This is a genomic window from Labrys neptuniae (assembly GCF_040797145.1).
GTDB lineage: Bacteria > Pseudomonadota > Alphaproteobacteria > Rhizobiales > Labraceae > Labrys > Labrys neptuniae.
Genome location: NZ_JBFNQD010000013.1, coordinates 23,016 through 48,716, shown reverse-complemented (window position 1 = coordinate 48,716; position 25,701 = coordinate 23,016). Strand labels below are relative to the sequence as shown.

19 protein-coding genes are annotated in these 25,701 nt (G+C 64.9%); 4 read left to right on the top strand and 15 right to left on the bottom strand.

Features of this window, described 5'->3' with window-relative positions; all coding sequences use genetic code 11:
- Window positions 1-127: 127 nt before the first annotated feature.
- The 11 genes from hpaH to ABXS05_RS27140 form a co-directional block, all read right to left on the bottom strand.
- The gene (gene hpaH / locus ABXS05_RS27190) at window positions 128-931 is read right to left on the bottom strand and encodes a 2-oxo-hept-4-ene-1,7-dioate hydratase (RefSeq protein ID WP_367626023.1); all 804 of its coding nucleotides are present in this window, start codon (window positions 929-931) and stop codon (window positions 128-130) included.
- Window position 932: 1 nt separating this feature from the next.
- Window positions 933-1,805 carry a fumarylacetoacetate hydrolase family protein gene (locus tag ABXS05_RS27185; protein WP_367626022.1) on the bottom strand — a complete coding sequence of 291 codons (873 nt, stop codon included), beginning with the start codon at window positions 1,803-1,805 and terminating at the stop codon, window positions 933-935.
- 91 nt (window positions 1,806-1,896) lie between these two features.
- Window positions 1,897-2,877 (bottom strand): 3,4-dihydroxyphenylacetate 2,3-dioxygenase, encoded by a 981-nt coding sequence (hpaD, locus tag ABXS05_RS27180; RefSeq protein WP_311943982.1) that lies wholly within the window; start codon window positions 2,875-2,877, stop codon window positions 1,897-1,899.
- A gap of 85 nt (window positions 2,878-2,962) precedes the next feature.
- Window positions 2,963-4,480 (bottom strand): 5-carboxymethyl-2-hydroxymuconate semialdehyde dehydrogenase, encoded by a 1,518-nt coding sequence (gene hpaE / locus ABXS05_RS27175; protein ID WP_367626021.1) that lies wholly within the window; start codon window positions 4,478-4,480, stop codon window positions 2,963-2,965.
- A 44-nt stretch (window positions 4,481-4,524) separates the two neighbouring features.
- Window positions 4,525-4,911: a 5-carboxymethyl-2-hydroxymuconate Delta-isomerase gene (locus ABXS05_RS27170; protein WP_367626020.1), complete on the bottom strand. Its 387-nt coding sequence runs from the start codon at window positions 4,909-4,911 to the stop codon at window positions 4,525-4,527.
- Window positions 4,912-4,968: 57 nt separating this feature from the next.
- Window positions 4,969-5,979 (bottom strand): phosphotransferase enzyme family protein, encoded by a 1,011-nt coding sequence (locus ABXS05_RS27165; protein WP_367626019.1) that lies wholly within the window; start codon window positions 5,977-5,979, stop codon window positions 4,969-4,971.
- Between the two features lie 66 nt (window positions 5,980-6,045).
- Entirely contained in the window at window positions 6,046-7,329 is a 1,284-nt protein-coding gene (locus tag ABXS05_RS27160) for an aspartate aminotransferase family protein (protein ID WP_367626018.1), read from the bottom strand.
- A gap of 1 nt (window position 7,330) precedes the next feature.
- Complete coding sequence (locus tag ABXS05_RS27155) at window positions 7,331-8,689, bottom strand: aspartate aminotransferase family protein (protein ID WP_367626017.1); 1,359 nt, start codon at window positions 8,687-8,689, stop codon at window positions 7,331-7,333.
- A 12-nt stretch (window positions 8,690-8,701) separates the two neighbouring features.
- A complete protein-coding gene (locus ABXS05_RS27150) occupies window positions 8,702-9,352 on the bottom strand; it encodes an HAD family hydrolase (protein WP_367626016.1) in 651 nt (216 codons plus the stop codon).
- Window positions 9,349-10,602, bottom strand: a complete 1,254-nt coding sequence (locus tag ABXS05_RS27145) for a Tm-1-like ATP-binding domain-containing protein (RefSeq protein ID WP_367626015.1) — start codon at window positions 10,600-10,602, stop codon at window positions 9,349-9,351. The genes ABXS05_RS27150 and ABXS05_RS27145 overlap by 4 nt, the downstream gene beginning before the upstream one ends.
- Window positions 10,602-11,402 (bottom strand): IclR family transcriptional regulator, encoded by an 801-nt coding sequence (locus ABXS05_RS27140; protein WP_311943993.1) that lies wholly within the window; start codon window positions 11,400-11,402, stop codon window positions 10,602-10,604. The genes ABXS05_RS27145 and ABXS05_RS27140 overlap by 1 nt, the downstream gene beginning before the upstream one ends.
- A gap of 286 nt (window positions 11,403-11,688) precedes the next feature.
- On the opposite strand from ABXS05_RS27140, the gene ABXS05_RS27135 reads away from it, so the two are divergent.
- Window positions 11,689-13,179 carry an APC family permease gene (locus ABXS05_RS27135; RefSeq protein WP_367626014.1) on the top strand — a complete coding sequence of 497 codons (1,491 nt, stop codon included), beginning with the start codon at window positions 11,689-11,691 and terminating at the stop codon, window positions 13,177-13,179.
- A gap of 272 nt (window positions 13,180-13,451) precedes the next feature.
- Window positions 13,452-14,930, top strand: a complete 1,479-nt coding sequence (locus tag ABXS05_RS27130; protein WP_367626095.1) for an aldehyde dehydrogenase — start codon at window positions 13,452-13,454, stop codon at window positions 14,928-14,930.
- Window positions 14,931-14,988: 58 nt separating this feature from the next.
- Here the strand turns inward: ABXS05_RS27130 and ABXS05_RS27125 are convergent, their stop codons facing one another.
- Both ABXS05_RS27125 and ABXS05_RS27120 read right to left on the bottom strand, forming a co-directional pair.
- Entirely contained in the window at window positions 14,989-15,432 is a 444-nt protein-coding gene (locus ABXS05_RS27125; RefSeq protein WP_187829496.1) for an SRPBCC family protein, read from the bottom strand.
- Between the two features lie 179 nt (window positions 15,433-15,611).
- Complete coding sequence (locus ABXS05_RS27120) at window positions 15,612-16,472, bottom strand: helix-turn-helix transcriptional regulator (RefSeq protein WP_367626013.1); 861 nt, start codon at window positions 16,470-16,472, stop codon at window positions 15,612-15,614.
- 407 nt (window positions 16,473-16,879) lie between these two features.
- On the opposite strand from ABXS05_RS27120, the gene ABXS05_RS27115 reads away from it, so the two are divergent.
- Together ABXS05_RS27115 and ABXS05_RS27110 are read left to right on the top strand one after the other, a co-directional pair.
- On the top strand, window positions 16,880-22,495 hold the full coding sequence (locus tag ABXS05_RS27115) for an autotransporter domain-containing protein (protein WP_367626012.1): 5,616 nt from the start codon (window positions 16,880-16,882) through the stop codon (window positions 22,493-22,495).
- Window positions 22,496-22,621: 126 nt separating this feature from the next.
- Complete coding sequence (locus tag ABXS05_RS27110) at window positions 22,622-23,560, top strand: hypothetical protein (RefSeq protein ID WP_367626011.1); 939 nt, start codon at window positions 22,622-22,624, stop codon at window positions 23,558-23,560.
- Between the two features lie 175 nt (window positions 23,561-23,735).
- Here ABXS05_RS27110 and ABXS05_RS27105 read toward each other — a convergent pair whose 3' ends face one another.
- Together ABXS05_RS27105 and ABXS05_RS27100 are read right to left on the bottom strand one after the other, a co-directional pair.
- Complete coding sequence (locus tag ABXS05_RS27105) at window positions 23,736-24,446, bottom strand: L,D-transpeptidase (protein WP_367626010.1); 711 nt, start codon at window positions 24,444-24,446, stop codon at window positions 23,736-23,738.
- 249 nt (window positions 24,447-24,695) lie between these two features.
- Window positions 24,696-25,628: a DUF930 domain-containing protein gene (locus ABXS05_RS27100; RefSeq protein WP_367626009.1), complete on the bottom strand. Its 933-nt coding sequence runs from the start codon at window positions 25,626-25,628 to the stop codon at window positions 24,696-24,698.
- Window positions 25,629-25,701 lie beyond the last annotated feature (73 nt).

Genomic DNA, 25,701 nt, shown 5'->3' with positions numbered 1-25,701 from the left:
AGAACTGCGGTGAATGGATGCCCGGGACGAAACCCGGGCATGACAAAATGGAGCATTTCTCGGCCCAGCCTCGGTCTCTGAGTCAAGCTGCGGGGACTCGCCCCCCGATCTGAACCCTTGTCCACTCTCAGGCGAAATAGATGCTCACCGAGCCATAAGGACCGAAATCGGCGTGGATCGTGTCGCCATGCCGCGCCTCGATGGGGCGGATGAAGGAGCCGGCGAGCACGATCTGCCCGGCCTCGATGCCCTGACCATACTCTGCCAGCCGATTGGCGAGCCAGGCGATGCTGCGCGCCGGCTGGTTGAGCACGCCGGCGCCGAGTCCGGTTTCCTCGACCTCGGCATTGCGCGTGACGATGGCGCCGATCCAGCGCAGGTCGACCTGATCCGGCCGCATCGCCCGACCACCAGCGACGATGCCGGCATTGGCGGCATTGTCGGCGATGGTGTCGACAATGGTGCGGGCCTTCCGGGTCTGAGGATCGACGCGCACGATGCGCGTATCGAGGATCTCGAGGGCAGGGGTGACGTAGTCGGTGGCGTTGAGGACCTCGAAGACGCTGACGCGTGGGCCCCGCAGCGGCGCCTTCATCACGAAGGCGAGCTCGGCCTCGATGCGCGGCTGGATGAAGCGGTCGGCCGGAATGGTGGCGCCATCCTCGAACACCATGTCGTCGAACAGCACGCCGGAATCAGGAATGTCGATGTTCAGCGCCGATTGCATCGCCTTGGAGGTGAGGCCGATCTTCCAGCCGATTACCCTGGCGCCGCGATCGATCTTCTTGCTCACCCAGCGGGCCTGGATCGCATAGGCGTCGGCCATGTCGATGCCGGGATGTCTGAGGGAGAGGAGGCCGGTCTGGCTGCGGGTGCGTTCGGCCTCGTCCAGGCTTGCGGCGGCGGCGGCGATTTCGTCTGGCGTCAGCATCTCAGGCCTCGTCGGCGATGGTATTGGTGAGCGTGCCGATACCCTGAGCGCTGACTTCGACGACGTCGCCGGGCTTGAGCCAGATCGGCGGATCGAAGCGTGCGCCGGCACCGGTCGGCGTGCCGGTGACGATGACGTCGCCGGGAACCAGGGTGGTGAAGGTGGAGATATAGGCGATGATCCGGGAGAAGGAGAAGATCATCCGGCTGGTGCGGTCCTGCTGGCGAAGTTCGCCGTTGACGCGGGTGGTGAGTTCGATGTCGGCGAGCTGGGCGCTGTCGGTATAGGGTACCAGCCAGGGGCCGATCGAGCCGGTACGGTCGAAATTCTTGCCCTGGGTGACGTTGAACTTGGCGTGGCGCACCCAGTCGCGGATCGTGCCCTCGTTGCACAGCGACAGCGCCGCGATGTGGCCGAGCGCCTCGGCCTCGGCAATGCGCCGGCCGCCCTTGCCGATGACGATGACGATCTCGCCCTCATAATCGAGCTGTGGGCTTTCGGGCGGGCGGATCAGCGGCCGGCCGTGGCCGGTGAAGGAACGGGGGAAGCGGATGAAGAGCGAGGGGTTGGCCGGCGCAGCCTGGCCGTCCTTGTATTCCTCGTTGCGGTCAGGAAAGTTCACGCCCACGCAGATCAGCTTCTCCGGCGCGGGGATCGGAATTTCGAAGGTGATGTCCGACAAGGCATAATCAGGGGGCAGCGATGACGCTTCCTCGGCGAGTCGTGCCAGGGCGCCGGCTGCGATCACCTCGCGCAGGCTTGGCCAGCGTTCGCCATGGCGCTTCGACAGATCGATGATACCCTCGCCCTTCGCAAGGCCGTATTTCAGGGTTCCCTGATGGGAGAAGGCGGCAAAACGGGGCCTGTCGGTCACGATCGTCTCCTTGAAGGTCTAGGCGGGGCGCATTCAGGACCGAACACGCGCCGTTTCGGTGTGTCCGGGGCAGCGATGTCCAGGCTGGCGATCAGGGAGCGATAATCGGCTGGGCCTTGAGGATGGAGTCGATGACGGGTGTGCCGGCGAACTGGCTGCCATGCTCGAACCAGGATTTGGGGGCGGGAGCGCCCCACAGCGTCTGGCGTTGCGGGTCCTTGAGGTCCCATTTGATCGGCTCGAGGTCGGGATCGACCGTCTGGTAATCCGAGCAATAGATCTCGATGCGGTGCCCGTCCGGATCGAGGATATAGAGGAAGAAGGCGTTGGAGATGCCGTGGCGCCCGGGACCGCGCTCGATATTGGCGACCCAGCCCGATGTCGCCATCAGGTCGAGCAGGTCGATGATGTTGAGCGGGGTCGGCACCCAGAAGGCGGTATGATGCAGGCGCGGCCCGCGGCCATTGGTGAAGGCGATGTCGTGCACGCCGCCCTTGCGATGAGTCCAGGCCGCCCAGAGCCGGCCGGTCTCCTCGTCCTCGGTATATTCGGTGACGCGAAAACCGATCTCGTTGTAGAAGGCCACCGACGCGTCGACATTGGGCGAAAAGCAGTTGAAATGGTCGATGCGCAGCGGCTTGACGCCGCGATACAGTGCATATTTCTGGTGGATCGGCGGCAGGCGGTCCATCTTCGAATAGAATTCGAGCGGAATGCCCTGGGGATCGCGGGTGCGGAAGGTCCGGGCCTGGTAGGGCCGTTCGATCCAGTCGACCGGCAGGTTCCTGTCCTTGAAGAAGTGAGCGGCCCTGTCGAGGTCGTCCTCCGAAAAGACCTTGAAGCCGAGGTCGCGGGCCTCGGCGGTGTCAGCTTTTTTGAGGATGATGCAGTGATGGCCGCGCTCCTCCATGGCCCTCAGATAGACGGTATCCGCCGTCTCGTCGGTCACCTGCAGGCCGAGAATGTCGACATAGAAGGCGCGCGATTTGGCAAGGTCGGTCACCGCCAGCTCGACATGGCTGAGCCTGACGATGTTGAAGGGTGGATGGAGAACGGGTTGGGGTATGGGCATCGGATCTTCCTCCCGCCCGCTCCCTTGAGGGGCGGGCTGTCTTCTATGGCGGCCAGGCCTGGGGCCTGTTCCTTCGAGCGGTCAATCAGCCGCCCAGCTTCGTGATGGCGTGGGGCTTGGTGGCGAAGGCGATGTTCTTGGTCTCCATGTAGAAGTCGAAGGACCAGTCGCCGCCGTCACGGCCGATGCCGGAATTCTTGACCCCGCCGAAGGGCGTCGGCAGGTGGCGCACATTCTCCGAATTGACCCAGATCATCCCGGCCTCCAGCGCATCGGTGAAACGCAGGGCCCGGCCGAGGTCAGAGGTCCACAGATAGCCCGCCAGGCCATATTGGACGTCGTTGGCCAGCGACAGGGCTTCGTCCTCGTCGGCGAAGGGGATCGCCGTCAGCACCGGTCCGAAGATCTCTTCCTGGGCGATGCGCATACGGTTGTTGGCAGCCGTAAACAAGGTTGGCGCGACATAGCAGCCGCCACCCGGCCCCTCGACCTTGGTGCCCCCCGCGGCAACCTTGGCGCCCTCGGCCTGGCCGATGGCGATATAGTCGAGCACCTTCTTCTCATGCTCGGGATGGATTATCGGACCGACCACGGTTTCCGGATCGAGCGGATGGCCGACCTTGATCCGGCTGGCCTTCTCGGCGATCAGCGCGGTGAACTTTTCGTAGATGCTTGTCTCGACGAGCAGGCGCGAGGAGGAGGTGCAGCGCTCGCCGTTCAGAGAATAGATCATGAAGACGGCGGCGTCGGCCGCCCGTTCGAGATCGGCATCGGCGAAGACGATGACGGGGTTCTTGCCGCCCAGCTCGAAATGCACCCGCTTCAGGGTCTCGGCGCCCTGCCGCATGATCATCGCGCCGGTGCGGCTCTCGCCCACGAAGCCGATCGCCTTGATTAGGGGGTGCTCGGTGAGGGCGCGGCCGGCATCCTCGCCGAAGCCGTTGACGAGGTTCCACACGCCCTTGGGCAGGCCGGCTTCCTCGGCGATCTCGACCAGCAGCCTTGCCGTCAGCGGCGAGAACTCGGCCGGCTTGTGCACGACGGTGCAGCCGGCGGCGAGGGCCGGGGCAATCTTCCAGGTCGACAGCATGAAGGGCGTGTTCCAGGGGGTGATGATCCCCACCGGCCCGATCGGCACGCGCGTGGTGACGTTGAACTGGCCCTCGGCGCGCAGCGACTTGCCGTCGCGGGCTTCGGGTGCCCGGTCGGCGAAGAAGCGGAAATTCTCGGCGCCGCGCAACGCGGCCTTGGCCATGAACTTCAGGGCCTGGCCGGTGTCCATGCATTCGACGAAGGCGATCTCTTCGGCGCGCGCCACGATGGCGTCGGCGATCTTGTGCAGGAGCTTCTTGCGCGTCGTGCCCGGCATGGCCGCCCATTCGGCGAAGGCCGATTTTGCCGCCCTGGCGGCATGATCGATATCGGCAGCCGAGCCACGCGCCACGCGGGCCAGGGGCTTCAGATCGATCGGCGAGAGCGTCTCGAAGGTCGCGCCATCGGCGGCTGCGACGTCCTCGCCGCCAATGCGGTTGGCAACCACGCCATGCTTGAAGTGGTCGAGATAACCCTCGGCTTTGGTTAGGTTTTCCTGCAGTCTGGACATGACAAATCTCTCGCAAATCGGCGGCGGGTACCAGGGCTCAGGCCCTATTGTCCGCGGAGGCGTGGGTGGATGGCGTTGCGTTTCCAGCTCAACTCGGAATCGATTTCCCGGATTTCCAGCGAAAGCGCGAAGTGAGGAGTTTCGAACAGGGGAGCGAGGACCTCGCCCGCGACCGCAAAAAGGGCCTCGCCGGTCCGCCTCTTTTCGTCCGCGCTGCGGCCCTTGCCGATGCGAAAATTGAGGTCGACGAAGGCATTCTCCGGCAATCGGTCGGCAATGGCGAAATGCTCCGCCTTCAAGGCCCGGACGCGGATGGCACCGAGCTCGAACAGGCCGGTAGCCAGGATTGCGGCGTGCAGCCGGTCGCAGAGTTCGCCGATATCGGCGCGGCCTTCGAGATTGCCGGAATATTCGATGGTGAGATGCGGCATGGTTCCCAGCGTTTCCCGATCTATTTAATTAACATGTTAATAATTGAGCCAGCGATGTCAAGCATCGATTTGCAGGGCATCGGCGAGCTGGAGGCTTTCCTTCAGATAACGCGACAGGCGCCCGGCCGCGTCCGGGGTGTCGGGCCTCTGCGCCAGCCAGCCGATATAGGTCAGGCTCCGCAGCGTCAGGAACAGCGGCAGGGCGGCAAGGGTTTCATCGCTCAGATCGCGACGGCTGCGATAGCCGGCGATCAGCGCGCGCTCGATGGTGGGATAGACAGGCTCGCGCCGGTTCTTCAAAAGCGCCGTAGCGATATCGAAGAGGCGATAGCCGTGGCCGCAATCATCGAAATCGATGAAGGCCACGCCGCTATTGGTGATGAAGACATTCTCGCGCACGAGGTCGGCATGGATGAGGCCGTAGTCGAGGCGAGGGGCATGGCTGTCGAGGGCCTGGCGGAGCCGGACTCGGAGCGCGGCAAGCGCTTCGCTTTCTTGTGGCGAAAGGCCCGGACACTCCCAGAACCGTCCCCAGAGCGGCCGCCCGCCCACGAGCCCGTCGACATCCCAGGCCGGCCGGTGGAAACCGGGTGGCTGCTGCCAGGCATCGGCGAGATCATGCATGGTGGCCATGGCTTGGCCGATCCTGAAGAAGAGTTCGGTCTGTTTGCCCGGCGACTGCGCCAGGGGCGTTCCGGTCTGGCCGAGCGGCATACCCTCGACCCAGCTGACGACATCGGCATGCTGGGCAGCAAAGAGGGCATTGCCTGCCAGGGGCACGAGGCTGCGCCCGTCGGCAGCCGGAATGGACGCCGGCACGGCCAGTCCGCCCCGCTTGAGAGCCGTCATCCAAGCAAGCTCGGACTGCAGTGCCGCCTCGTCGTGATAGCCGGCGCGGTGCAGCCGCAGGGCGGCCGGTCTACCGTCGGCGAGGACGATGCGGAAAACCGCATTCTCCCGGTATTTGAGGAACTGCGGCTGCTGGGCCGGCACCGGCCAATGCCGGAGCGCTTCGCCGGCCCGTTCCAGCAATGCGTTCTTCAGCTCTTGCGTGAGATTATCGGCCATTGTCGCCTCATGAAACTGCTCACCGGTTGGTATTCTTACCCTCCCCCTCCAGGGGAGGGGTAAGTCTCACAGGCTGGACAACACGTCATCGAGGGTCGAGATCATCAGGTCGGCATGCTCGGTCGAGAACGGCATGGGCGGGCGGATCTTGGTGGCGCATTGATGCACGCCGATCTTGCCCATCAGCACGCCGCGCTCGCGCATGGCGTTGACTATGCGGGTGGCCAGATCCGGGGCCGGGTCCCTGGTTGCCCGGTCCAGCACGAATTCGGTGCCCATGAACAGGCCGCTGCCGCGGATGTCGCCGATAAGGGCGTGCTTGCCGGAGAGCCGCTCGAAGCCGGCCCGCGCATGGGCGCCGACGGTGCGGGCATTCTCGATCAGCTTCTCTTCCTCGATCACGTCGAGGACGGCCATCGCCGCGGCGCAGGAGACCGGATTGCCGCCGAAGGTGTTGAAATAGCGGAAGGCCTTGCGGAAGGCGTTGAGCGTATCGATGTTGGCGACCACGCCGCCGACCGGATGGCCATTGGCCATCGGCTTGCCCAGCGTGACGATATCGGGAACGAAGCCGGCGCGCTGGTGGCCCCACATATGGCTACCGGTGCGGCCGAAGCCGGGCTGGACCTCGTCGGCGATGACGAGGCCGCCGGCCTTGTGCACGGCCGCCACCGTCCTGTCGAGGAAGCCCGGGGGCAGGTCGGGAAAGCCTTCATTGGCGAAGAAGGGATCGATGATCAGGGCAGAAAAGCCGTGCGGGCTTGCCTGCAGCGAGGCGATCGCCTCCTCGACCTTGCCGGCAAAGGAGACCGCGAAGGCCTCGCCCGGCACCCCGCCCAGCGGGCGGTAGCTGTCCGGCGCCGGCACATGGCGGACATGGCCGCCAAAGCCGCCGACCGGCGGCATCCGGGTGGAGAGCTGCGACACCGCGGCGGTGTTGCCGTGATAGGTATGGTCGGTGGCGATCACGCCGGTCCGGCCAGTCACCGCCTGCGCCATGCGCAGTGCGACGTCATTGGCCTCGCTGCCGGTGCAGGTGAGGATGGCGGCGTTCAGGCTGGCGTCGAAGGTCGCGGTCAGGCGCTCGACATAATCGAGGATGCCCTCATGCAGGTAGCGCGTATGGGTGTTGAGGGTCGAAGCCTGGCGCGTGATTGCCTCGACCACGCGAGGATGGCAGTGACCGACATGCGGTACGTTGTTGTAGCAGTCGAGATAGCGCCGGCCCTCGTCATCCCAGAGCCAGACGCCTTGGCCGCGCACCAGATGCACCGGCTCCTCATAGAACAGCGACATGTTCCGGCCGAGCAGCCTTTCGCGGCGGGCGAGCAGAGCGGCGTTGCCGGCCATCTCAGCGCCCTCCCGCGGCGCTCAGCCCGGCATCGAGGGCGGCGACGATGCGCGCCACGTCCCCGGCCGTGATCACAAGCGGCGGTGAGATGATGACATTGGCCCCCGAGGTACGCACCAGCACACCTGCCTCATAGGCGATGTCCTGCACCTTCTGCACCACATCCTTGGCGGCAGGCGTCTTCCTGGCGCGATCGCCGACCAGTTCGAGCGCCCACATCAGGCCAATGCCGCGCACGTCGCCGACGAGTTCGTGCCGGGCCTTGAGCCCGTCGAGACCCTGGTCGAGCTCGGCGCCACGGGCGGCAGCGTTGGTGGCCACGTCGAGCCGGCGGATTTCCTTCAGCGTGGCGATAGCCGCCGCCGCGCCGATGGGATGGCCGGAATAGGTGTAGCCATGGCTGATGGTGGCGAGCGTGTTCTTGTTGCTTTCGAAGGCCTGCGCGATCGTCTCCGAGATCATCGCCACGCCGAAGGGGAAATAGCCGTTGGTGATTGCCTTGGCCGTCGACATCAGATCGGGCTTGATGCCCCACAGGCGCGATCCGGTCCAGGCGCCGGTGCGGCCGAAGGCGGTGATCACCTCGTCGGCGATCAGCAGGATGCCGTGCCGGTCGCAGATCTCGCGCATCAGCGGCAGGAAGCTCTCATGCGGCACGATGATGCCGCCCGAGCCGAGCACCGGCTCGAGGATCAGGGCCGCGATGGTATCGGCACCCTGGAAGGCGATTTCCTCTTCGAAGAGCCGGCCGATCGCCGCCGCGATCTCGGCGCCGTCCTCGGTGCCGAACGGATTGCGGTAGGGCCAGGGTGCCGGCAGATGGTATACGCCCGGCAACAAGGGCTCGTAGTTGCGGCGGAAGTGCTGGTTGCCGTTGACGGAGGCGCCGCCGAAATGGGTGCCGTGATAGCCCTTCTTCAGGGCGATGAACTTGGTGCGCTCGGGCTGGCCGTTGACCCGGTGATATTGGCGCGCCAGCCGCAGGCAGGTTTCCACCGAATCCGAGCCGCCGGAGGTGAAGAAGGCGCGGCTGAGTCCGTCCGGCTTGAACCACTCCGCCAGCTCATAGGCGAGCTCGATCGAGGGCGCGTTGGTGGTGCCCCGGAAGGTCGAGTAATAGGGCAGTTCATCGAGCTGGTCCTTGATCGCCTGTTTGATCGGGTCGCAGGAATAGCCCAGATTGACGTTCCACAACCCGCCGACGCCGTCCAGCACTGTCTTGCCGTGGATGTCGGTGATCTCGACGCCCCTGGCGGAGGTGATGATGCGCGGCGGATTGGCCTGCATGTCGGCCGGATGCGCCATTGGATGCCAGAGCTGACGGGCATTGTTCTCGATCAGGAAATTGGTCTCACGCATCGTTCATTCCTCTCAAAGGCCGAGCATGGCCAGGGCCTGGGCATAACCCTCGGCTGGCCGGGTGACGTCGAAATGGACATGGGGCAGGCGCACCGCTCTGGCGCCCTCGATGTTCTTCAACTGGTCGTCGACGAAGACACAAGCCTCCCGGGCGATCCCGAGCTCGGCGAGCACCTGCTCATAGGCGCGCGGGTCAGGCTTCAGGATGCCGGTATGGGTGGCATCGACGATCACGTCGAAACGGTCGATCAAGGGAAAGCGTCGGCGGAATTCGACGCCGTAGAACAGGTCGAGTTCGTTGGAGAGGATGGCGAGCTTCAGCCCCGCCGCCTTCACCTGCAGGATGGCATCGCGCGCTTCCGGGCGCAGCACCAGTTCGGGCTCGGCGCCGCGGGCCCGGCGCACGAAGGTCTGCATATCCGTCCAGTCCTCGCCGACCATCTGGCCGACCTCGCGGGCCCGGGTGAGCCAGTAGTCGCGCTCGCTGATCTCCTGGCGCTGCATCGAGACCCAGAGCGGATCGGTTTCCGGAGCGAATGGGCCGCGCCAGGTGAGGGTATCAGGCGCTAGGCCGAGCGTGCGCTCGGTGACGTCATGCGTTTCGAACAGGGTGCGGGTGACGACGCCGCCGAAATCGAGGATGAGGGCGCGTTCGCCGGTCATGGCCGTCCCTCCGGGACGATGCCCTCGGCCACCCATGCGTCGAAGAGCGCGAGCGCGGCATCCGAGAAGTGCGGCGCGTTGATGTGCGCGTCGATCTCCCGCAGGGCGACGTTCGGCGGCAGGGACTTGCGGATCTCGTCCACGAAGGCGGCATGGCCGGCCGGATCGTGCAGGGGTTCGCCCGGCTTGTCCCATTCCTGTAATCCCTCGATCGGCAGCAGGAAGGCGGTCTTGCCGGCGGCCCGCCCGAGCTTGGCGGCGACGACCCGGGCGATTTCGCGCCGGCCCTCGGGGGAGGCGGTCACCGAGCCGATCAGGCGGTTATGGGCGTGGTAGGGGCGGTCCGCCAGAACGGGCGGCGGCTCGCGCCAGGATGGCAGGTCGACCATATCGACGGCACCCGGGGCGACGATCTGGGGAACGCCGGCGCGTCCGGCATTCTCCAGGCGGTCGGGACCGGAGGTGACGATGCTGCCATAATGGTGGTTGCTGACTTCCTGGATGCAGAAATCGAACACTGCCGCAAAGCCGCCCTTCTCGGCTACTGCCTCGAAGGCGCGCCCGCCCATGCCGGTGGCATGAAAGACCGCGACGTCATAGCCCCGCCGTTCCAGCTCGGGTTTGAGATGCTTCATATATTTGAGGCAGGTGGAGCCAAGGGAAGTCATGCCGATCAGGGGGCGGGCTGTATCCGGCTTGCGGCTATGCCGGGCTGCGCCCACCACGGCACCGCAGGCCTGCGACAGCACGGCGCAGCAAATGCCGCTGAGGCCGTAGAGGCCGCCGGCCCACAGGATCATCATCAGGTCGGGCGCGATGCGCTCGGGCGGAACGAGGTGGGAATAAGCGATCGTCGAGACGACGAATTTGGGGATGCCCACTGGCAGGACGGCCGATACGTCGAGGGCGAGGTCGGTGCCCATCGAACCGCCGAGCGCGATGATGCCATCCATCTTGCCGGCCCGGTAGAGGTCGAGGACGAGGGCCGACGCGCCCTGTGCCATCAGGGCCATCGCGCTGTTCTCATCCCCACTGGCGATGATGGCCTCGATGGAGGTTCCGGCAGCCGCGGCGACATCGTGCCTGGAGTGATCGGGGAGATAGGGCGGGTCACCCAGGATGCTGACATCGAGCATGACAGGGTGTCCGCCCGCTTCCCGGATGACGGAGGCCATGAACTGCAGTTCGTCCGATTTGGTGTCGCCCGTTCCGATGACGAGTATTCTGGGCACCGAGACCACCGTGCTCATCAGGCAGTCCTCCCAAGACGAGCGGTACCAAGACGAGTATTGGCTTCGGCGGGGCGTTCCAGACCGTAATATTTTTCCGAAATGGTCTCGGCCGTGGCGACGGCCTCCGCGCCCAAGGCCTGCAGGGCCGTCTTGCCGACACGCACCGTCGGAGCCGCGATCGCGATGCATCCGATCGGATGGCCGTTGGGTGCAAGGATCGGGGCGGCCACGCTGACCACGCCGATCTCGAAGCCCTGATGGCCGATCGAGAAGCCGCGAGCCCTGGTTTCTCCGAGCAATTCGCCAATCCTGGCCGGATCGGTGATCGTATGCTCGGTGAAGCGTTCCAGCGGCGATGCCAGGGCGGCCTCGATCTCGCCGGCGGGGCAGAAGGCCAGGAAGGCGAGCCCGGAAGCTGTCGCGTGGAGGGGCAGGATGCCGCCGACATCGACGATGACCCGATGAGCCCGCGGTGAATCCTCGACGTGGATGGTGGCGAGCTGGCCGCCCGAAAATTCGGAAAGATGCACCGTCTCGGCCGAGGCCTCCGCCAGTGCCTTGATATGGGGCAGGGCGATGCGCGGGAAGGGATAGCGGGCCTCGCGAATGCGGGCGAGGCGCACCGGCGCCGCCCCGATGCGGTATTTGCGTGTCACCGGGTCCTGCTCGACGAAGCCATGCTTGGTGAGCTCCACCAGGAAACGCCGTGTGGTGGCCTTATCGAGGGCGCAGAGCCGGGCGATGTCGGTCAGCCCCGCCTCCTCCTCAAGGCGCGACACGGTGTCCAGCAATGAAAGGGCCTTGCCGATCGTGCTCATTCTTCCTCCACCGGGGTCGGTTCGTGTCGGCTTCCGGTGCACCGGGAGCCTTGCGGGTTCTTCTGCCGGGACCCGAGATAATTAACATGCGAAATAACTTGACAGCTGCCGCGGTTCTTTGCAAGTCTATATTTGAAGTAACGGTTCAAATATTGAACCGAAGTTTGCGCATCAATACAGACGGCCAACAAGAATAAGGGGCAGCATCGTTCATGCCGTTTCAGACGAAACGGCGGGCGGGCTTCCCCATGCATGCCGGCGCCTTCAACCAGGGGAACGAACACCCATGACCGTGCAAGATTCGCGGCAAGATTCGCGGCAAGACACGCGACACGACTCGCAAAGCCAACCATCCAACCAGCTCCGCAAGAACAGCCTCGGCGTGGGGGCGATCACCTTTCTGGTGGTCTCGGCTGCAGCGCCGCTGACGGCGGTCGCCGGCGGTGTGCCCCTGTCCATGTTGCTGGGCAATGGCCCCGGCATCCCGCTGACCTTCGTACTGGTCACCCTGATCCTGCTGCTCTTTGCCGTCGGCTATGTCGCCATGGCCCGCCATATCCGCAACGCCGGCGCCTTCTATGCCTATACAGCCCAGGGGCTTGGCGGCCTGATGGGCGGCGCGGCGGCCCTCATCGCCATTCTTGCCTATAATTGCATGCAGATCGGCGTGTTCGGCATGTTCGGCGCGGCGACCAAGGGCTTCTTCGCCGAACAGTTCGGCCTGGACCTGCCCTGGTGGGTGTGGACCTATGTCGGCATCGCCGCGGTGGCTGTTTTCGGCTATCGCCGCGTCGATCTGTCGGCCAGGATCCTCACTGTGCTCGTCGCCCTGGAATATCTGGTCGTGCTGGTCATCGATGCGGCGATCTTCTTCAAGGGGGGCGATGCCGGCCTCTCCCTCACGCCTTTCACGCCGGCGGCGTTCTGGAGCGGCACGCCTGCCATCGGCATCCTGTTCTGCTTTGCCGCCTTCATCGGCTTCGAGGCGACCACGATCTACAGCGAGGAGGCCCGCGAACCGCACAGGACCGTGCCGCGGGCGACCTACATCTCCGTGCTGATCATCGGCGTGTTCTACATGCTGACCTCATGGCTGATGGTGAACGGTGCCGGCGTCGACAAGCTCGTGCCGCAACTGCAGGGCCTTGCCGATCCGACGACCTTCCTCTTCGGCCTAGCCGAACGCTATGTCGGACACTGGATCACCGTGGTGATGAGCCTTCTGTTCATCACCAGCCTGTTCGCGGGCGTGCTCGCCTTCCACAATGGCGTGGCGCGCTACATCTATGTCGCCGGCCGCGAGGGGCTTCTGCCGCGCTCGATCGGCGTGACGCATCCCCTGTTCCAGAGCCCCCATGTCGGCTCGATGATCCAGACCGTCATCGCCGTGCTGGTGGTCGCGCTCTTTGCCGCCACCGGCCAGGATCCGGTGCTGGCGCTGTTCTCCTGGCTCACCAATGTCGCGACCCTGGCGATCATCCTGCTGATGGCCTTCACGGCGTTGGCGATCGTTGCCTTCTTCACCCGCAATCCAGGGCTCGAAGGCAATGTGCTGGTGACCAAGATCCTGCCGGTGGTGACCGGCCTGATCCTGCTGGCCCTGGTCTATTTCATCGCGGTGAACTTCGGCGCGCTCGCCGGCGCCAATGGCGTGCTCGCCGTGCTGCTGCCGGGCCTGGTGCCGATTGCCGGCATCATTGGCTTCCTGGCGGCAATCCGGTTGAAATCCACCGATGCGGGGGCCTTTGCCCGGCTGGGTGTCGGGCAGGAGGCGTAGCCTGACAGCCGCGAGAGCGAATCTGGTCTTTCGCGAGAGGCTGCCTGAAGGATCGGGAAACACGACCTTTGTCATTGCCGGGCTTTGTCCCGGCAATCCAGAGGGCAACGTGACCTGAAACAGCGAGGACTGGATGCCCGGGACAAAGCCCGGGCATGACAACAACGGAGCTTTTCTCAATGAGCGACTGTGGTCGTGGGTTGAAGATGGGCGATCGCTCCAATCCTGACGGTGGACATACGCCCACCGTCCCCATCCGTGAGAGTTCAGAAATGCAGGACCAGATCGACCGCCTCCGGCTTCTTCCCGTCGTCCCGCAATCGCTGTTCATCGGCGGCAATTGGAGCGAGCCGCAGGATGGCGCCGTCCTCGACGTCATCTCGCCGATCGATGGGCAGAAGCTGACCACGATCGGCGATGCCGGGGCTGGCGATGTCGACCGCGCCGTGCGCGCCGCCCGCCTCGCTTTCGAGAAAGGCTCCTGGTCGAAGGCGGCGCCCTCACTGCGCAAGAAGGTGCTGCTGCGCATCGCCGAACTGATCGAGCGAGATGCCCTCGATCTTGCCGTGCTGGGCGTACGCGACAACGGCACGGAAATGGCCATGGCGCTGAAGGCCGAGCCGGGCAGTGCGGCGGCGACCTTCCGCTACTACGCCGAAGCGATCGACAAGGTCTACGGGGAGATCGCGCCCACGGCCAGCGATGTGCTCGGGCTCGTCCATCGCGAGCCGGTCGGCGTCGTCGCCGCCATCGTGCCGTGGAACTTCCCGATGATGATCGGGGCCTGGAAGATCGCACCGGCGCTGGCGGCCGGCAATTGCGTGGTGCTGAAGCCGGCGGAGGGAGCTTCGCTGAGCCTTCTGAAACTGGCTGCCCTGTGCGCCGAGGCCGGCCTGCCGGAAGGCGTACTCAACGTGGTCACGGGCAGGGGGGCGGTGACAGGCGAGGCGCTCGGCTTGCATGGCGATATCGACGTCATAGCCTTCACCGGTTCGGGCGTCGTCGGGCGCAGGCTGCTCGAATATTCGGCCCGCTCCAACCTCAAGCGTGTCTATCTCGAGCTCGGCGGCAAGTCCCCCAACATCGTGTTCGCCGACGCGCCCGATCTCGATCGGGCGGCAAAGCTCTCGGCCCAGGGCATCTTCCGCAATGCCGGCCAGGTATGCGTCGCCGGTTCGCGCCTGCTGGTGCATCGTTCCATTCACGAGGCCTTTTCCGAAAAGCTCGCCGCCATCGCTTTCACCATGAAAGTCGGCGATCCGCTGGAGCTCTCAACCGAGATCGGCGCCGTCTCCAGCGAGGCGCAGCTGAAGAAGGACCTGGCCTATGCCGAACAGGCCCTCGGCGAGGGCGCGCGCCTGCGCACCGGCGGCCGGCAGATTCTCCAGGAGAGCGGCGGCTTCTACATGCAGCCGACGATCTTCGACGTCACGCCCGGCATGACGCTCGCGCGGGAGGAAGTCTTCGGCCCGATCCTGTCGATCATTCCCTTCGAGACCGAGGCCGAGGCGATCGCCATCGCCAATGCCAGCGATTACGGCCTCGCTTCCGCTGTTTGGACCGCCGACCTCTCGCGCGCCCATCGCATGGTTCGCGCCCTGCGTGCCGGTGTGGTGCATGTCAACACCTATGGTGGTGCCGACAATACCGTGCCTCTCGGCGGCGTAAAGCAGTCCGGCAACGGCCATGACAAGTCGCTGCACGCTTTGGACAAATACAGCGATCTCAAGACGGCCTGGATCCAGCTTTGACTGAACGCGTGGTCATCACCAGGGCGCCAGGCCTGGCGCCCTGGTGGGTGGGCCAAAACTATTGATTGATCTCGGGCTCGACCAGCCGCGCCAGGTTGCGCAGCGAGTCCTGCCAGCCGAGATAGCATGCCTCGGGCGGGATGAGGTCGGGAATGCCGGCCTGCTCGATGTTCAGCTCGGTGCCGCAGGACACTTTCTTCAGCGCCACGGTCACCACGATCTCGCCTGCCAGATTGGGATCGTCGAACTTGTCCGTATAGCGCAGCCGCTCGCCTGGCACGAGTTCGAGATATTCGCCGCCGAACGAATGGCTATGCCCTGTGGTGAAGTTGCGGAACGACATCTTGAACGTGCCGCCGACGGTCGGCTCGGAATGATGCACCGTGCAGGTGAAGCCGTTCGGCGGCAGCCATTTTGCGAGGGCATCCGCTTCGAGGAAGGCCCGGTAGACCTTCTCTGGGCTGGTGGCGAGAACGCGGTGCAGGCGGATGGTGCTGGGCATGGTCATTGTCCTCTTGACTGAGAGAGCGGGAAGTCATGGTCGAAGGCATTTGCCATGCTCCGAGGACGAACACCGTTCCGCCCGTCCGACAGAGGGGCACAGATTTTTTTGGCACCTGCCTCCATCAGCCAAAGCCTCGCGGGGATTCCATCGAGGAATGGTCCGGTCGAAGGGGGCCTTCACATCCCTCCGGAAGGCAGGCTCTCGGGCAAGCGGATCTGTCTGGCTTCGCCGCCGCCGCTCCAGCTTTCCAGGTCGAGCTTCCACAGCGGCGGCAGCTTTGCGAAGGGAGGCGTGGTATGGGCGATCACGATCGCCGCGCGGCGGCTGTCGGAATCGACTTTCAAATTGATCGCCTTGACATGGGCCTTGATGGCGTCGAGCCCGATCTCGAGAATACCGGCGATTTCCTGGTTCGACTTGCCCTGGGCGATCCAGGATGCCACCTCGACCTGGCGCGGCGTCAGCGTGGGAAATGCCAGCCGCAGCCGGTGGGCCGGCGTGAGCTTGGCCAGGGTACGTTCCTGAGCCTGGCGGTAGCATCGCAGGATGTGAGTGCGGAAGGCCTGCAGCCGATCGCGATCATCATCGCTGAAAGCCGGCCGGCCCACGATGCGATGGCCGACGATCGAAACGGCATAACCTGAGTGCTCCATCACGATCCCGATCATCCGGCGGGCTCCGGACGGCAGGAACGCTTCCTTCGCGATCGGGAGTTCGATGAATTCCTCATCGCTGAAGAAGTCCGACTCGCGCAGGGCCTTATCGCCATAGAAGGACGGATCATGCTGCCAGAACGGATGAGAGTGCATATGCCGCGCGAAGGCCTGCATGGCGTTGGCCCGCCGGCCGGGATCGTCGCCGACGGATACCAGAGCGCGAAAGTCACGGCTGGGATGGTGAAATTCCGTGAAGCTTACCACTTCCGCATCGACCAGGCGGCCGATGGCGGCGAATAGAAGAGCGGGAAGCGTCTGCAGATCCGGCTCCGCTTCGTAGAGGCGAATGATCTCAGTATCGAGTTTGTTGTCCCTGTCCATGGGATCCTGCGGAAAAATCTGGGGTGCGATTTCAGTTTTTGCGTCGTTTCACCGATTGCAGAACCTACCTGCCGCAGTAACGCTCCGCGATCGACACCCATATCAGCACAATCATACCCCTTCGGGTAATAGTCAGACGAAGATTTATTGGGAATGTTGCTGTTCTATCCACCGTGGCGCAGCGCGTTGGATTCGTCAGTGGCCGGCGTTGCCGTGATCGGTCCTGACCCTTCGATATTCTATCGACGGCCGCCGGGGGCATTGCGGTGACGATATGGGAAGGCGCGGCGGCGGGTTCCGCTGCAGGGCAATCTGGCGGCCGGCGTGGCGGTCGCTCCAAAATTGCATCGAGCAGACGCCGTCTATGGGCGTTGGCCACGGTTTCTCCTCTCGCAATGATGCTCGGTGTGACCGGCCTGGCGGCCCCCGCTCGGGCCGGAGCCTGTACAGTCGACTCCACCGCCTGCGACGCTGCCGGCGGTGCGGGCTATGATCGTGGCGGCATCGGCGGGGCCGGTAATGGCGGTGGCGGCAACGCCACCGCCTTCGGGCCGGGTGACGCCACGGTGCAAATCCCCGGCACGCTCGGGGATGCTGGCGAGGGCGGGGCCGGTGGGGCAGGGGAAGGCGCGGGAGGAACCGGCGGCGGGCGCCAGGTTATTTACGGCGTGGTTGTGGCTACTCCTGTCAAAGCCGACGACGGCTCGCCGGGATCGAATGGATACAATTTTTCATCCGGCGGCGGTGGCGGCGGCGGCAACTACATTATCGGAACGAATCTCAGCGTTTCGGGCATTGGGGCTCTCCGTGGCGGCAATGGCGGCACCGGCGGTTTCGGAACGTCGGGCTCGGCAAGCAATGGCGGTGGCGGTGGCGGCGGCGGCGCGGGCGTGGTCTCCATTCAGCCGAATACCGTCATCGGCAACCAAGGGCTGATCCAGGGAGGCAATGGCGGCAATGGTGGTGGCGGCGGAAACCCGGGCGGCGGCGGTGGCGGTGGTGACGGTCTGCTGGTGTTCGGCAACGGTACGAACATCGCCAACCTGGGAACGATCGTCGGGGGCGTTGGCGGAAGCGGCACGGGCGGATCGATCGGAGGCAACAGTGGCGCCGGGGTCAACCTAGTCGGCAGCGGCGTCAACCTGATAAACTGGGCGGATATTGTCGCTGGGGCTGCCAATGGCGCCGAAGCCGGCATCGGTGTGATGACCAATGGCAACAGCACCATCCAAAATCATGGGAAGATCAGTGGCGGGCTCGAGGCCAATGGCCTGACATATGGTGCCTCCATTCGCTTCGGCGGGACAGGCAACACGCTGAAACTGTGGTCCACCTCGATGCTGGTGGGCGACATCCAGCTGATCACCAACGCTGCTGCGACAATAGCCGCACAGGAGGCCGGTGTGCCGGTGGTGAGCAATGCGATCACACTCGGCACCGGCTCCTCGGTGACGTTCGACACGACCGATGGCGATCTTTCGATTTCAGGCGTGATATCCGGCGCGGGGCAGGTCACGGCTACAGGCGGCGGCACGGTCGTGCTGTCAGGCGACAACAGCTATACGGGCGGCACCAGCATCTCTGCCGGGACATTGCAGCTCGGCGTCGGCGGCACCTCGGGCTCGATCGTGGGGAACGTGACGGACAACGGCCTATTGGTCGTCAATCGTTCTGACACCTCGACGCTGTCCGGTGTCGTCTCGGGTAGCGGGGCGCTCGTGCAGAGGGGCACCGGCACCACCATCCTGACCGGCGCGAATACCTATAGCGGCGGGACCACCATCGAGAAAGGCACGCTCGCGCTCGGCGCCGGAGGCAGCCTCGCGGCGAACGGCAATGTGTTCATCACCGGAGCGGGCGGCAGCTTCGATATCAGCACTTCGGGCGGCAACCAGACCATCGGCGCCTTCGCCGGTGATGCGGGCACCACGATTGTGCTCGGCTCGAACACATTGACCTCGAGCACTGCCTTCAACACGACCTATGGAGGGGCCATCACCGGTACCGGGGGGCTCGTGAAGCAGGGGGCGGGCACGCTGACCCTGTCCGGGCAGAACACCTATGGCGGCGGCACCACCGTAGCCGGAGGTACCCTGGCCCTTACGGGCGCGGGCAGGCTGGCTGCCAATGGCGCCGTGACACTGTCGGGCCCTGGCGCGGCCTTTGATATCAGCCTTGGATCTGGTGATCAGGCCATCGGCGCGCTCGCAGGTGTCTCCGGCACCGCGGTATCCCTGGGTAGCAACTCCCTGATCCTGAACACCGCCACATCGGTCGATTTCGGCGGCGGGATCACCGGCCAGGGCGGCCTCGTCGTGCAGGGGGAGGGTATCCAGATCCTTACCGGTGCCAACACCTACACAGGCGGTACGACGATCGCCGTCGGCACGAGTCTCCAGCTCGGCAATGGCGGCACGGGTGGCTCGATCGTCGGGAATGTGGCGGTCAACGGCGCTCTCATTCTCAATCGATCCGACAACCTGACCTTGGATGGCACCCTGTCGGGCAGCGGCGGGATCCTGCAGCGCGGCCAGGGCACGACGCGGCTGACGGGCGACAGCAGCGCTTTCACAGGCCGCGCCAGTGTTGTCGGCGGCAATCTCGTGATCGCCGGCCAGCTCGGCGCGCCCACTTCAGTCACGGGCGGGACCCTCACCGTGGACGGCGTGCTCGGCGGTCGGGTCGATGTCTACGGCTCTGGTACGGTGACCGGCGGAGGCACGATCGAAGGCGATCTCGTTTTCTCCGGCGGCGTTCTGACGGGAGCGGCCGGCAAGACTCTGACCGTCGACGGCAATCTCGACCTCGCCTCCAGCACGAACGTCAATGTTGCCCTGGGTTCGGCCTCGGCGACACCGCTCTTCCAGGTCGGCGGCAACCTCACGCTCGACGGCACGCTCAACGTCACCGACCAGGGCGGCTTCGGCCCTGGCGTCTACACCTTCATCGGTTACGGCGGCAGCTTGACCGATAATGGACTGGAGATCGGCACGTTGCCGGCCGGTGTCGTCCCGGACAACCTGACCATCCAGACCTCGGTCGCCGGTCAGGTCAACCTCATCTCCACCGCCGGTATGGCGCTCGGTTTCTGGGACGGCGAGAATGCCGGCCAGCGCGACAATGGCGCCGTGGACGGTGGCGGCGGCGTCTGGCGCGCCGACGGGCGCAACTGGACTGACAAGGACGGCTCCATCAATGGCCCCTATCAGCCCAACCCGACCTTTGCGGTCTTCCAGGGCACGGCCGGCACTATCCGCGTCGACGCCAGCGCCGGCGCGATCGCGTCCGCCGGCATGAATTTCGCCGTGGACGGCTATCGTATCGAGGGCGATGCCATCGCCCTCGCGGCCTCCGGCGGCGAGAGCATCATCCGCGTCGGCGACGGCAATCCGGCGAGTGCCATGACGGCGACCATCGCCTCCGAGCTCACCGGCTCCAACAAGCTGGTAAAGACCGATTATGGCCGGTTGATCCTCGCTGCCGACAACAGCTACAGTGGCGGGACCCGGATCGAGGACGGCACGCTGCAACTCGGCAATGGCGGCACCACCGGCTCGGTTCTCGGCGATATCGCCAATGACGGCCTGCTCGCCGTCAACCGCTCCAACGCCTTGACCCTGTCCGGCGTGATCTCCGGTTCGGGCGGGCTCTGGCAGACCGGCAGCGGTACGACCATCCTGGCCGGCACCAACACCTATACGGGCGGCACCGAGATCGGAAACGGTACGCTGCAGATCTCGGCTGACGCCAATCTCGGCGCGACTTCCGGCGGCCTGATTTTCAACGGTGGCAAGCTGGCGACGACGCAGACCTTCGACATGGCTCGCGCCATCACGCTGGCGCAGGCCGGCGAGTTCAATGTCGGCGGCCATACCGTGCTGGGCCTGACCGGTGCCGTCTCGGGACCGGGCGACCTGCTCAAGACCGGAGGCGGGATCTTGCGTCTCGACAATGCCGGCAATGCCTATGGCAACACCCTGGTGCGCGAGGGCGGGCTGATCGGCAATGCCGCCTCGATCTCGGGCAATATCGGCAATGCGGGGATCGTCGTGTTCGACCAGACCACCGATGCCAGCTTTGCCGGCGATATCGTCGGCCTCGATGGGACCTCCGGTGTCATGGATAAGCGGGGAACCGGCAGCCTCACCCTCACGGGCGTTTCCAGCCTCGACTGGGCGATTGAGGCCGGCAACCTCACCAGCGCCGCCGAACGCTTCGGCGGCAGGGCGCAGATCGTCACCGGCGCTTCCCTCACCTTCGACCAGACGGCGAACGCCTTCTATGGCGGCTCCCTCCTGGGCAACGGCAAATTCATCAAGGCCGGCTCGGGCATGCTTCTTTATGATGGCGACAGTTCGGACTTCGCCGGGACGACGGACGTCACCGCCGGCGAGCTGATCGTCGGCTCGGACGCCGGCCATACCAGTGCCGTGCTCGGCGGTTCGCTCAACGTCGAGGATGGCGCCGTGCTCGGCGGCCATGGCACTGTCGGTTCCGGCGTCGGTTCCGTCATCACCATTGCTTCCGGCGGCACGCTCGCGCCGGGCAACTCCATCGGTACTTTCACCGTCAACGGCAATCTCGTCTTCGACGCGGGCTCGCATCTTGCCGTGGAGGTCGATCCCGCCGGCACGGATGCCGATCTCGTCCATGTCACCGGCAATGCCACGCTGAAGGGGGGCTCCGTCGCCCATATCGGCGCTAACGGCGCCTACAAACTGCGCTCAAGCTACACGATCCTGTCCGCCGACGGCACCTTGTCGGGCAGCTTTGACAGCGTCACCACCGATTTCGCCTTCCTGACCCCGGAGCTCGCCTATGACTATGGGGCGGGCACCGTCGATCTCAACCTCAAGCGCAATTTCATCGACTTCAGCAGCGTCGGCCAGACCCGCAACCAGCGGGCGACGGCCGGCGGCATCGAGAGCATCGGGCTGGCCGCAGGTCAGCCGGTCTACGATGCCATCGCCCTTCTGCCCGACGACAAGGCGCTGATCCGCGCGGCTTTCGACCAGCTTTCCGGCGAGATCCATGCTTCCGCCAAGAGCGTGCTGATCGAGGACAGCCGCTTCATTCGCGATGCCGCCACCGGCCGTATCCGCGCCGCCTTCGGCGATGTCGGCGCTTCGTCCTTGCCAGTCACCGTCTATGGCGCGGGCGGTCCGCAGGCGGCTTCGCCCACCGCCGATCGGCTTGCCGTCTGGGGCCAGGGCTTCGGCGCCTGGGGCCGGATCGACAGCGACGGCAATGCCGCCAAGCTCTCGACCTCGACCGGCGGCTTCTTCGTCGGCGCCGACATGCCGGTTTTCGAGACCTGGCGCTTCGGCGTGCTCGCCGGCTACAGCCGCAGCGACTTCAAGGCCCGGGATCGTGCCTCTTCCGGCACCAGCGACAATTACCATTTTGGCCTCTATGGCGGCACGAGCTGGAGCGTGCCGGGCGGTCGGCTCGGCCTGCGCACCGGCCTCGCTTACACTTGGCACGACATCGACACCAGCCGCTCGGTCGTCATTCCTGGCCTCGTCGACAGCCTGAAGGGCGACTATCGCGCCGGCACCTTCCAGGCCTTCGGCGATCTTGGCTATCGGGTGGATACATCCTATGCATCGCTGGAGCCGTTCGCCAATCTCGCTTATGTCAGCCTCGACACGGGCTCCTTCACCGAGCAGGGCGGGGCGGCGGCGCTCCATGCTAATGGCCAGGCCACCGACACCTATTACTCGACCCTCGGCTTCAGGGCCGCGACGAATATCGATGTCGGCGGCACTACCGCCACGCTGCGCGGCTCGCTCGGTTGGCGCCACGCCTTCGGCACCACCACGCCGCTCTCGACCCAGGCCTTCTCCGTCGGCAACGCCTTCACTGTGGCGGCCGTGCCGATTGCCCGGGATGCGGCAGTGGTGGAAGCCGGCATCGACGTGGCGCTTTCGCGCGCCGCAACCCTCGGTCTTTCCTATGATGGGCAGCTCGCCGCTTCAGCCCAGCAGCATGCCTTCAAGGCGAATTTCAACTGGCGGTTCTGACGCCCGGCGCCAGTCGATTGCCTCGCAAAGCTGACTTCCGTTATATTGTTCACCAGGCCCGACAGCAATGATGGCTCATAGTCATGCCGGGCGCGGCATCATCGCGGATCGAGGCTGGGGAACGTCATGGCGAGTTTCGTGCAGTTCCTGCAATATTCCGGTGTGTTTGCCGCCCAAAACTTCCTGGTGGTCCCGGAGGGCGGCTTCAATCTGGTTTGCCTGCGCGATGCCCAAGGCGTTCACCTGGCCTACGACAAGGCCCGGCTGCAGATCGACGATATCAGCGTCGAGCAGGTCGAGCGCATTGCCCAGGATTATGTCGACACCCGCTACGGCAAGCTGCAGAGCCAGGAGCGCGACGATCAGTTGCTGCGCCTGCGCACCGCGCTCTATGGCACCATACGGCCGCAGGCCGGGGCACGCGCCCTCAAGGTTCAGGCCAAGGGGACCGGCATTCCCCCACTGACGGGCACGCGCGGCAGCACGGTCATCAAGCTCGACGTCGCCATCATGCCACGCAAGAGCTACTCGCTCGCCTTCAAGTTCCTCAGGCATTTCGACCAGGCGGGCAAGGTCGTCGACGCCACGAAGTTCAAGCCGGATGACGCGCCCTGGTTCCTCACCCGGCTGAACTGGATCTTCGGGGCCCAGACCAACATCTTCTTCACCCCGGCCGGCGCCGACTGGATCATGGTGGAAAAGGCCCTGGGGCCGAAGATCATGCGGGATGTCTTCCGCCAGGACATCGTGCCGCTCAAGCAGGATGGCGCCGATCTCACCTGCTTTCTCGTCGGCGATTACGATGCCATGGCGAGCGAGGCGGCGGGGCAGTTCCTGCCGGACGAGCAGGTCTGCGTGGTCGTCGACCGGGGCAATCCGGGAGTGTTCGACTATGGCGAGGCCTTCATCGGCGTTATGGCGCACGAGGTCGGTCACTTCCTGCACCACAAGCGCAATCTGGGCGGCAGCGGCCACCATAATCGCGGCGGCATCCTGCTTTCCAGCGGCCTCGAAAGCCTGGAGCTGGACAGGCAGCTCGTCAGCGACCTCAACGCCTGGACATAGCGCCCGGTTTTGCGGGGGCGCTCCGGCGTGTTTTCGGCAGGTTCTGCGATTTGTCATGCCGGGCTTGACCCGGCCATCCACAAACCACCGGCAAGGGGCTGGATTGCCGGGTCAAGCCCGGCAATGACAAGGTTCGCGCATATCAGAACTCTGCTGCAGGCAGCAGCTTCCCGCCTTAGGCCGGCAACACGACCACCTTCGTCCCCACCGGCGTCTGGCCGTAGAGGTGGAGCATGTCCTGGGTGAGCAGGCCGGTACAGCCGCTCGTAACGCCGGAGCCGATCGACTGGGGAATGATGGTGCTGTAGAGCGTGTAGAGCGTGTATTTGCCGTTCTGATAGAGATAGAGCGTGCGGGCGCCGAGCGGGTTGTTGAGGCCGGGCGGCATGCCGCCGGCATATTTAGCGGCCTCCGGCTGGCGCGCGATCATCTCCCTGGGCGGCGTCCACACCGGCCATTCGGCCTTGCGCCCGACATAGGCATCCCCATGCCAGAGGAAGCCCTGGCGGCCGACATTGGCGCCGTAGCGGGTGGCGATCCCCTCTCCCTCGATGCGGTAGACATAATATTTGCTCGGATCGACGATGATCGTGCCGACCGCTTCCTTGCTGGGGTACTGCACTTTTCGGCGATAATATTTCGGGTCGATCTTGCTGACATCGACCGCCGGGATCGGGAATTTCTCCTCGGGCACTGCCGCATAGAGCCTCGCCGCCTCGGCCCGGCTCAGGCCGCCTGACGTCGCACAGCCGGCCAGCCCCAGCGCGCCGAGACCGGCAGCCGAGCCGACCAGAAACGACCGGCGGCTGAGAAGTCCCGATCCGAGCCCGGGCTTGGCGGCCTCGTCCATCTCGCCGGTATCGGCAATCCCACCGTCCATGATCATGATCTTCGCGTTCCCTTGTCCCATTGCCCGACCAGAGAAGACAGCGGCATGGGCCGCCGAATGTCTCGCTGGGCTGAAATTGCCCTTACATGGTCCGATTGGCAAGCTCAGGCCTTCGCGCGGCCGGTTGCCATGCACCAAAATCGGTGATCTCTCGCGGGCCCGCAATCGACTTTCGCCGAACTCCGAGAAAGTTCTGCAGATCATGGCAGCGACGTCCGGGGCCAAGCCGCGCGCTTCATGCCTCGCTTATGGCGAAGGGAGCCCGCGGCTTTTCCAGTCGCTGCGCGGGACCGGATTGCCGACCTGGAAGGCGAAGGCAATTACCTTCGTCGCCTTGGCATCGACTTCGCAGCGATAGCTCAGATCGTACCATTGCGAATTGGCGGCGAACGCCGCCTTGGAGTCCTCAAGCACGCTCCCTTGCTCGAGCAGTTCGCGAGGCAGCATATCGGGGACATAGGAGGGCGAAGCATGCAGCAATTGCTCATGGAGTTCCGTCACGCAAAGCTGGCCCGCCCGCTCGCCGCGAGACATGCTTCCCATCGCGAGCATCGCGTTGATGTCGTTGGTTGTCTCCTGCGAAAACAAGGTCTTGGCTTCGGGAAGCTTGGAATTTAGTTGAGCTTGATTTTGGGCTTGAGCGTTGATTTTGGCTGGCGCGGCCGGTGTCTTTGTCGCGACATCCTGGGGAGCGGGATCGGCCGTAGCCGTCATCACGGGCAGTGGTTTCGGCTCACTTGTGTGCGCCGGATCGGGACGGTCCGGAGGCGAGGCAGAACCGTTTGCAGAGCTGTTGCCATCCCTAGCCCTTCGAGGCCCACGATCCTTGTCGCCAAAAAGAAACACCGGCTTCATGACCGGCTGCGTCGCCTGCCGATCGCCCGTCGCCTTGGATGACGGTGGTTTCGCCGCACTTTCGGCCGGCGGCTGTGCGGGGCTGGCCGGCGGCGGAGCTTCGGCTTTCGGCTTTGGTTTCGGGGGCGGATCGACCGATTGTACCAAGTCGACCGTTATCGTCTGCTCTTCCTTCAGGGGCGATACCAGCGATCTCGGCAGGATGAGCGCGGCGACCAGCAAATTGAGGAGAAGGGAGGCCAGCAGGCTCCACTTCCACCATCGCTGATCCTGCCGATCGTTTCTCATCCCGGAAGATGTGGAACCAAATATCGCCAGTATCAAGCACGAGGGCCTGCCGGGTCGAAATATCCTTCGGCAGCTAGGGCGGATAGTCGCCACCGCCACACCTGCAGCT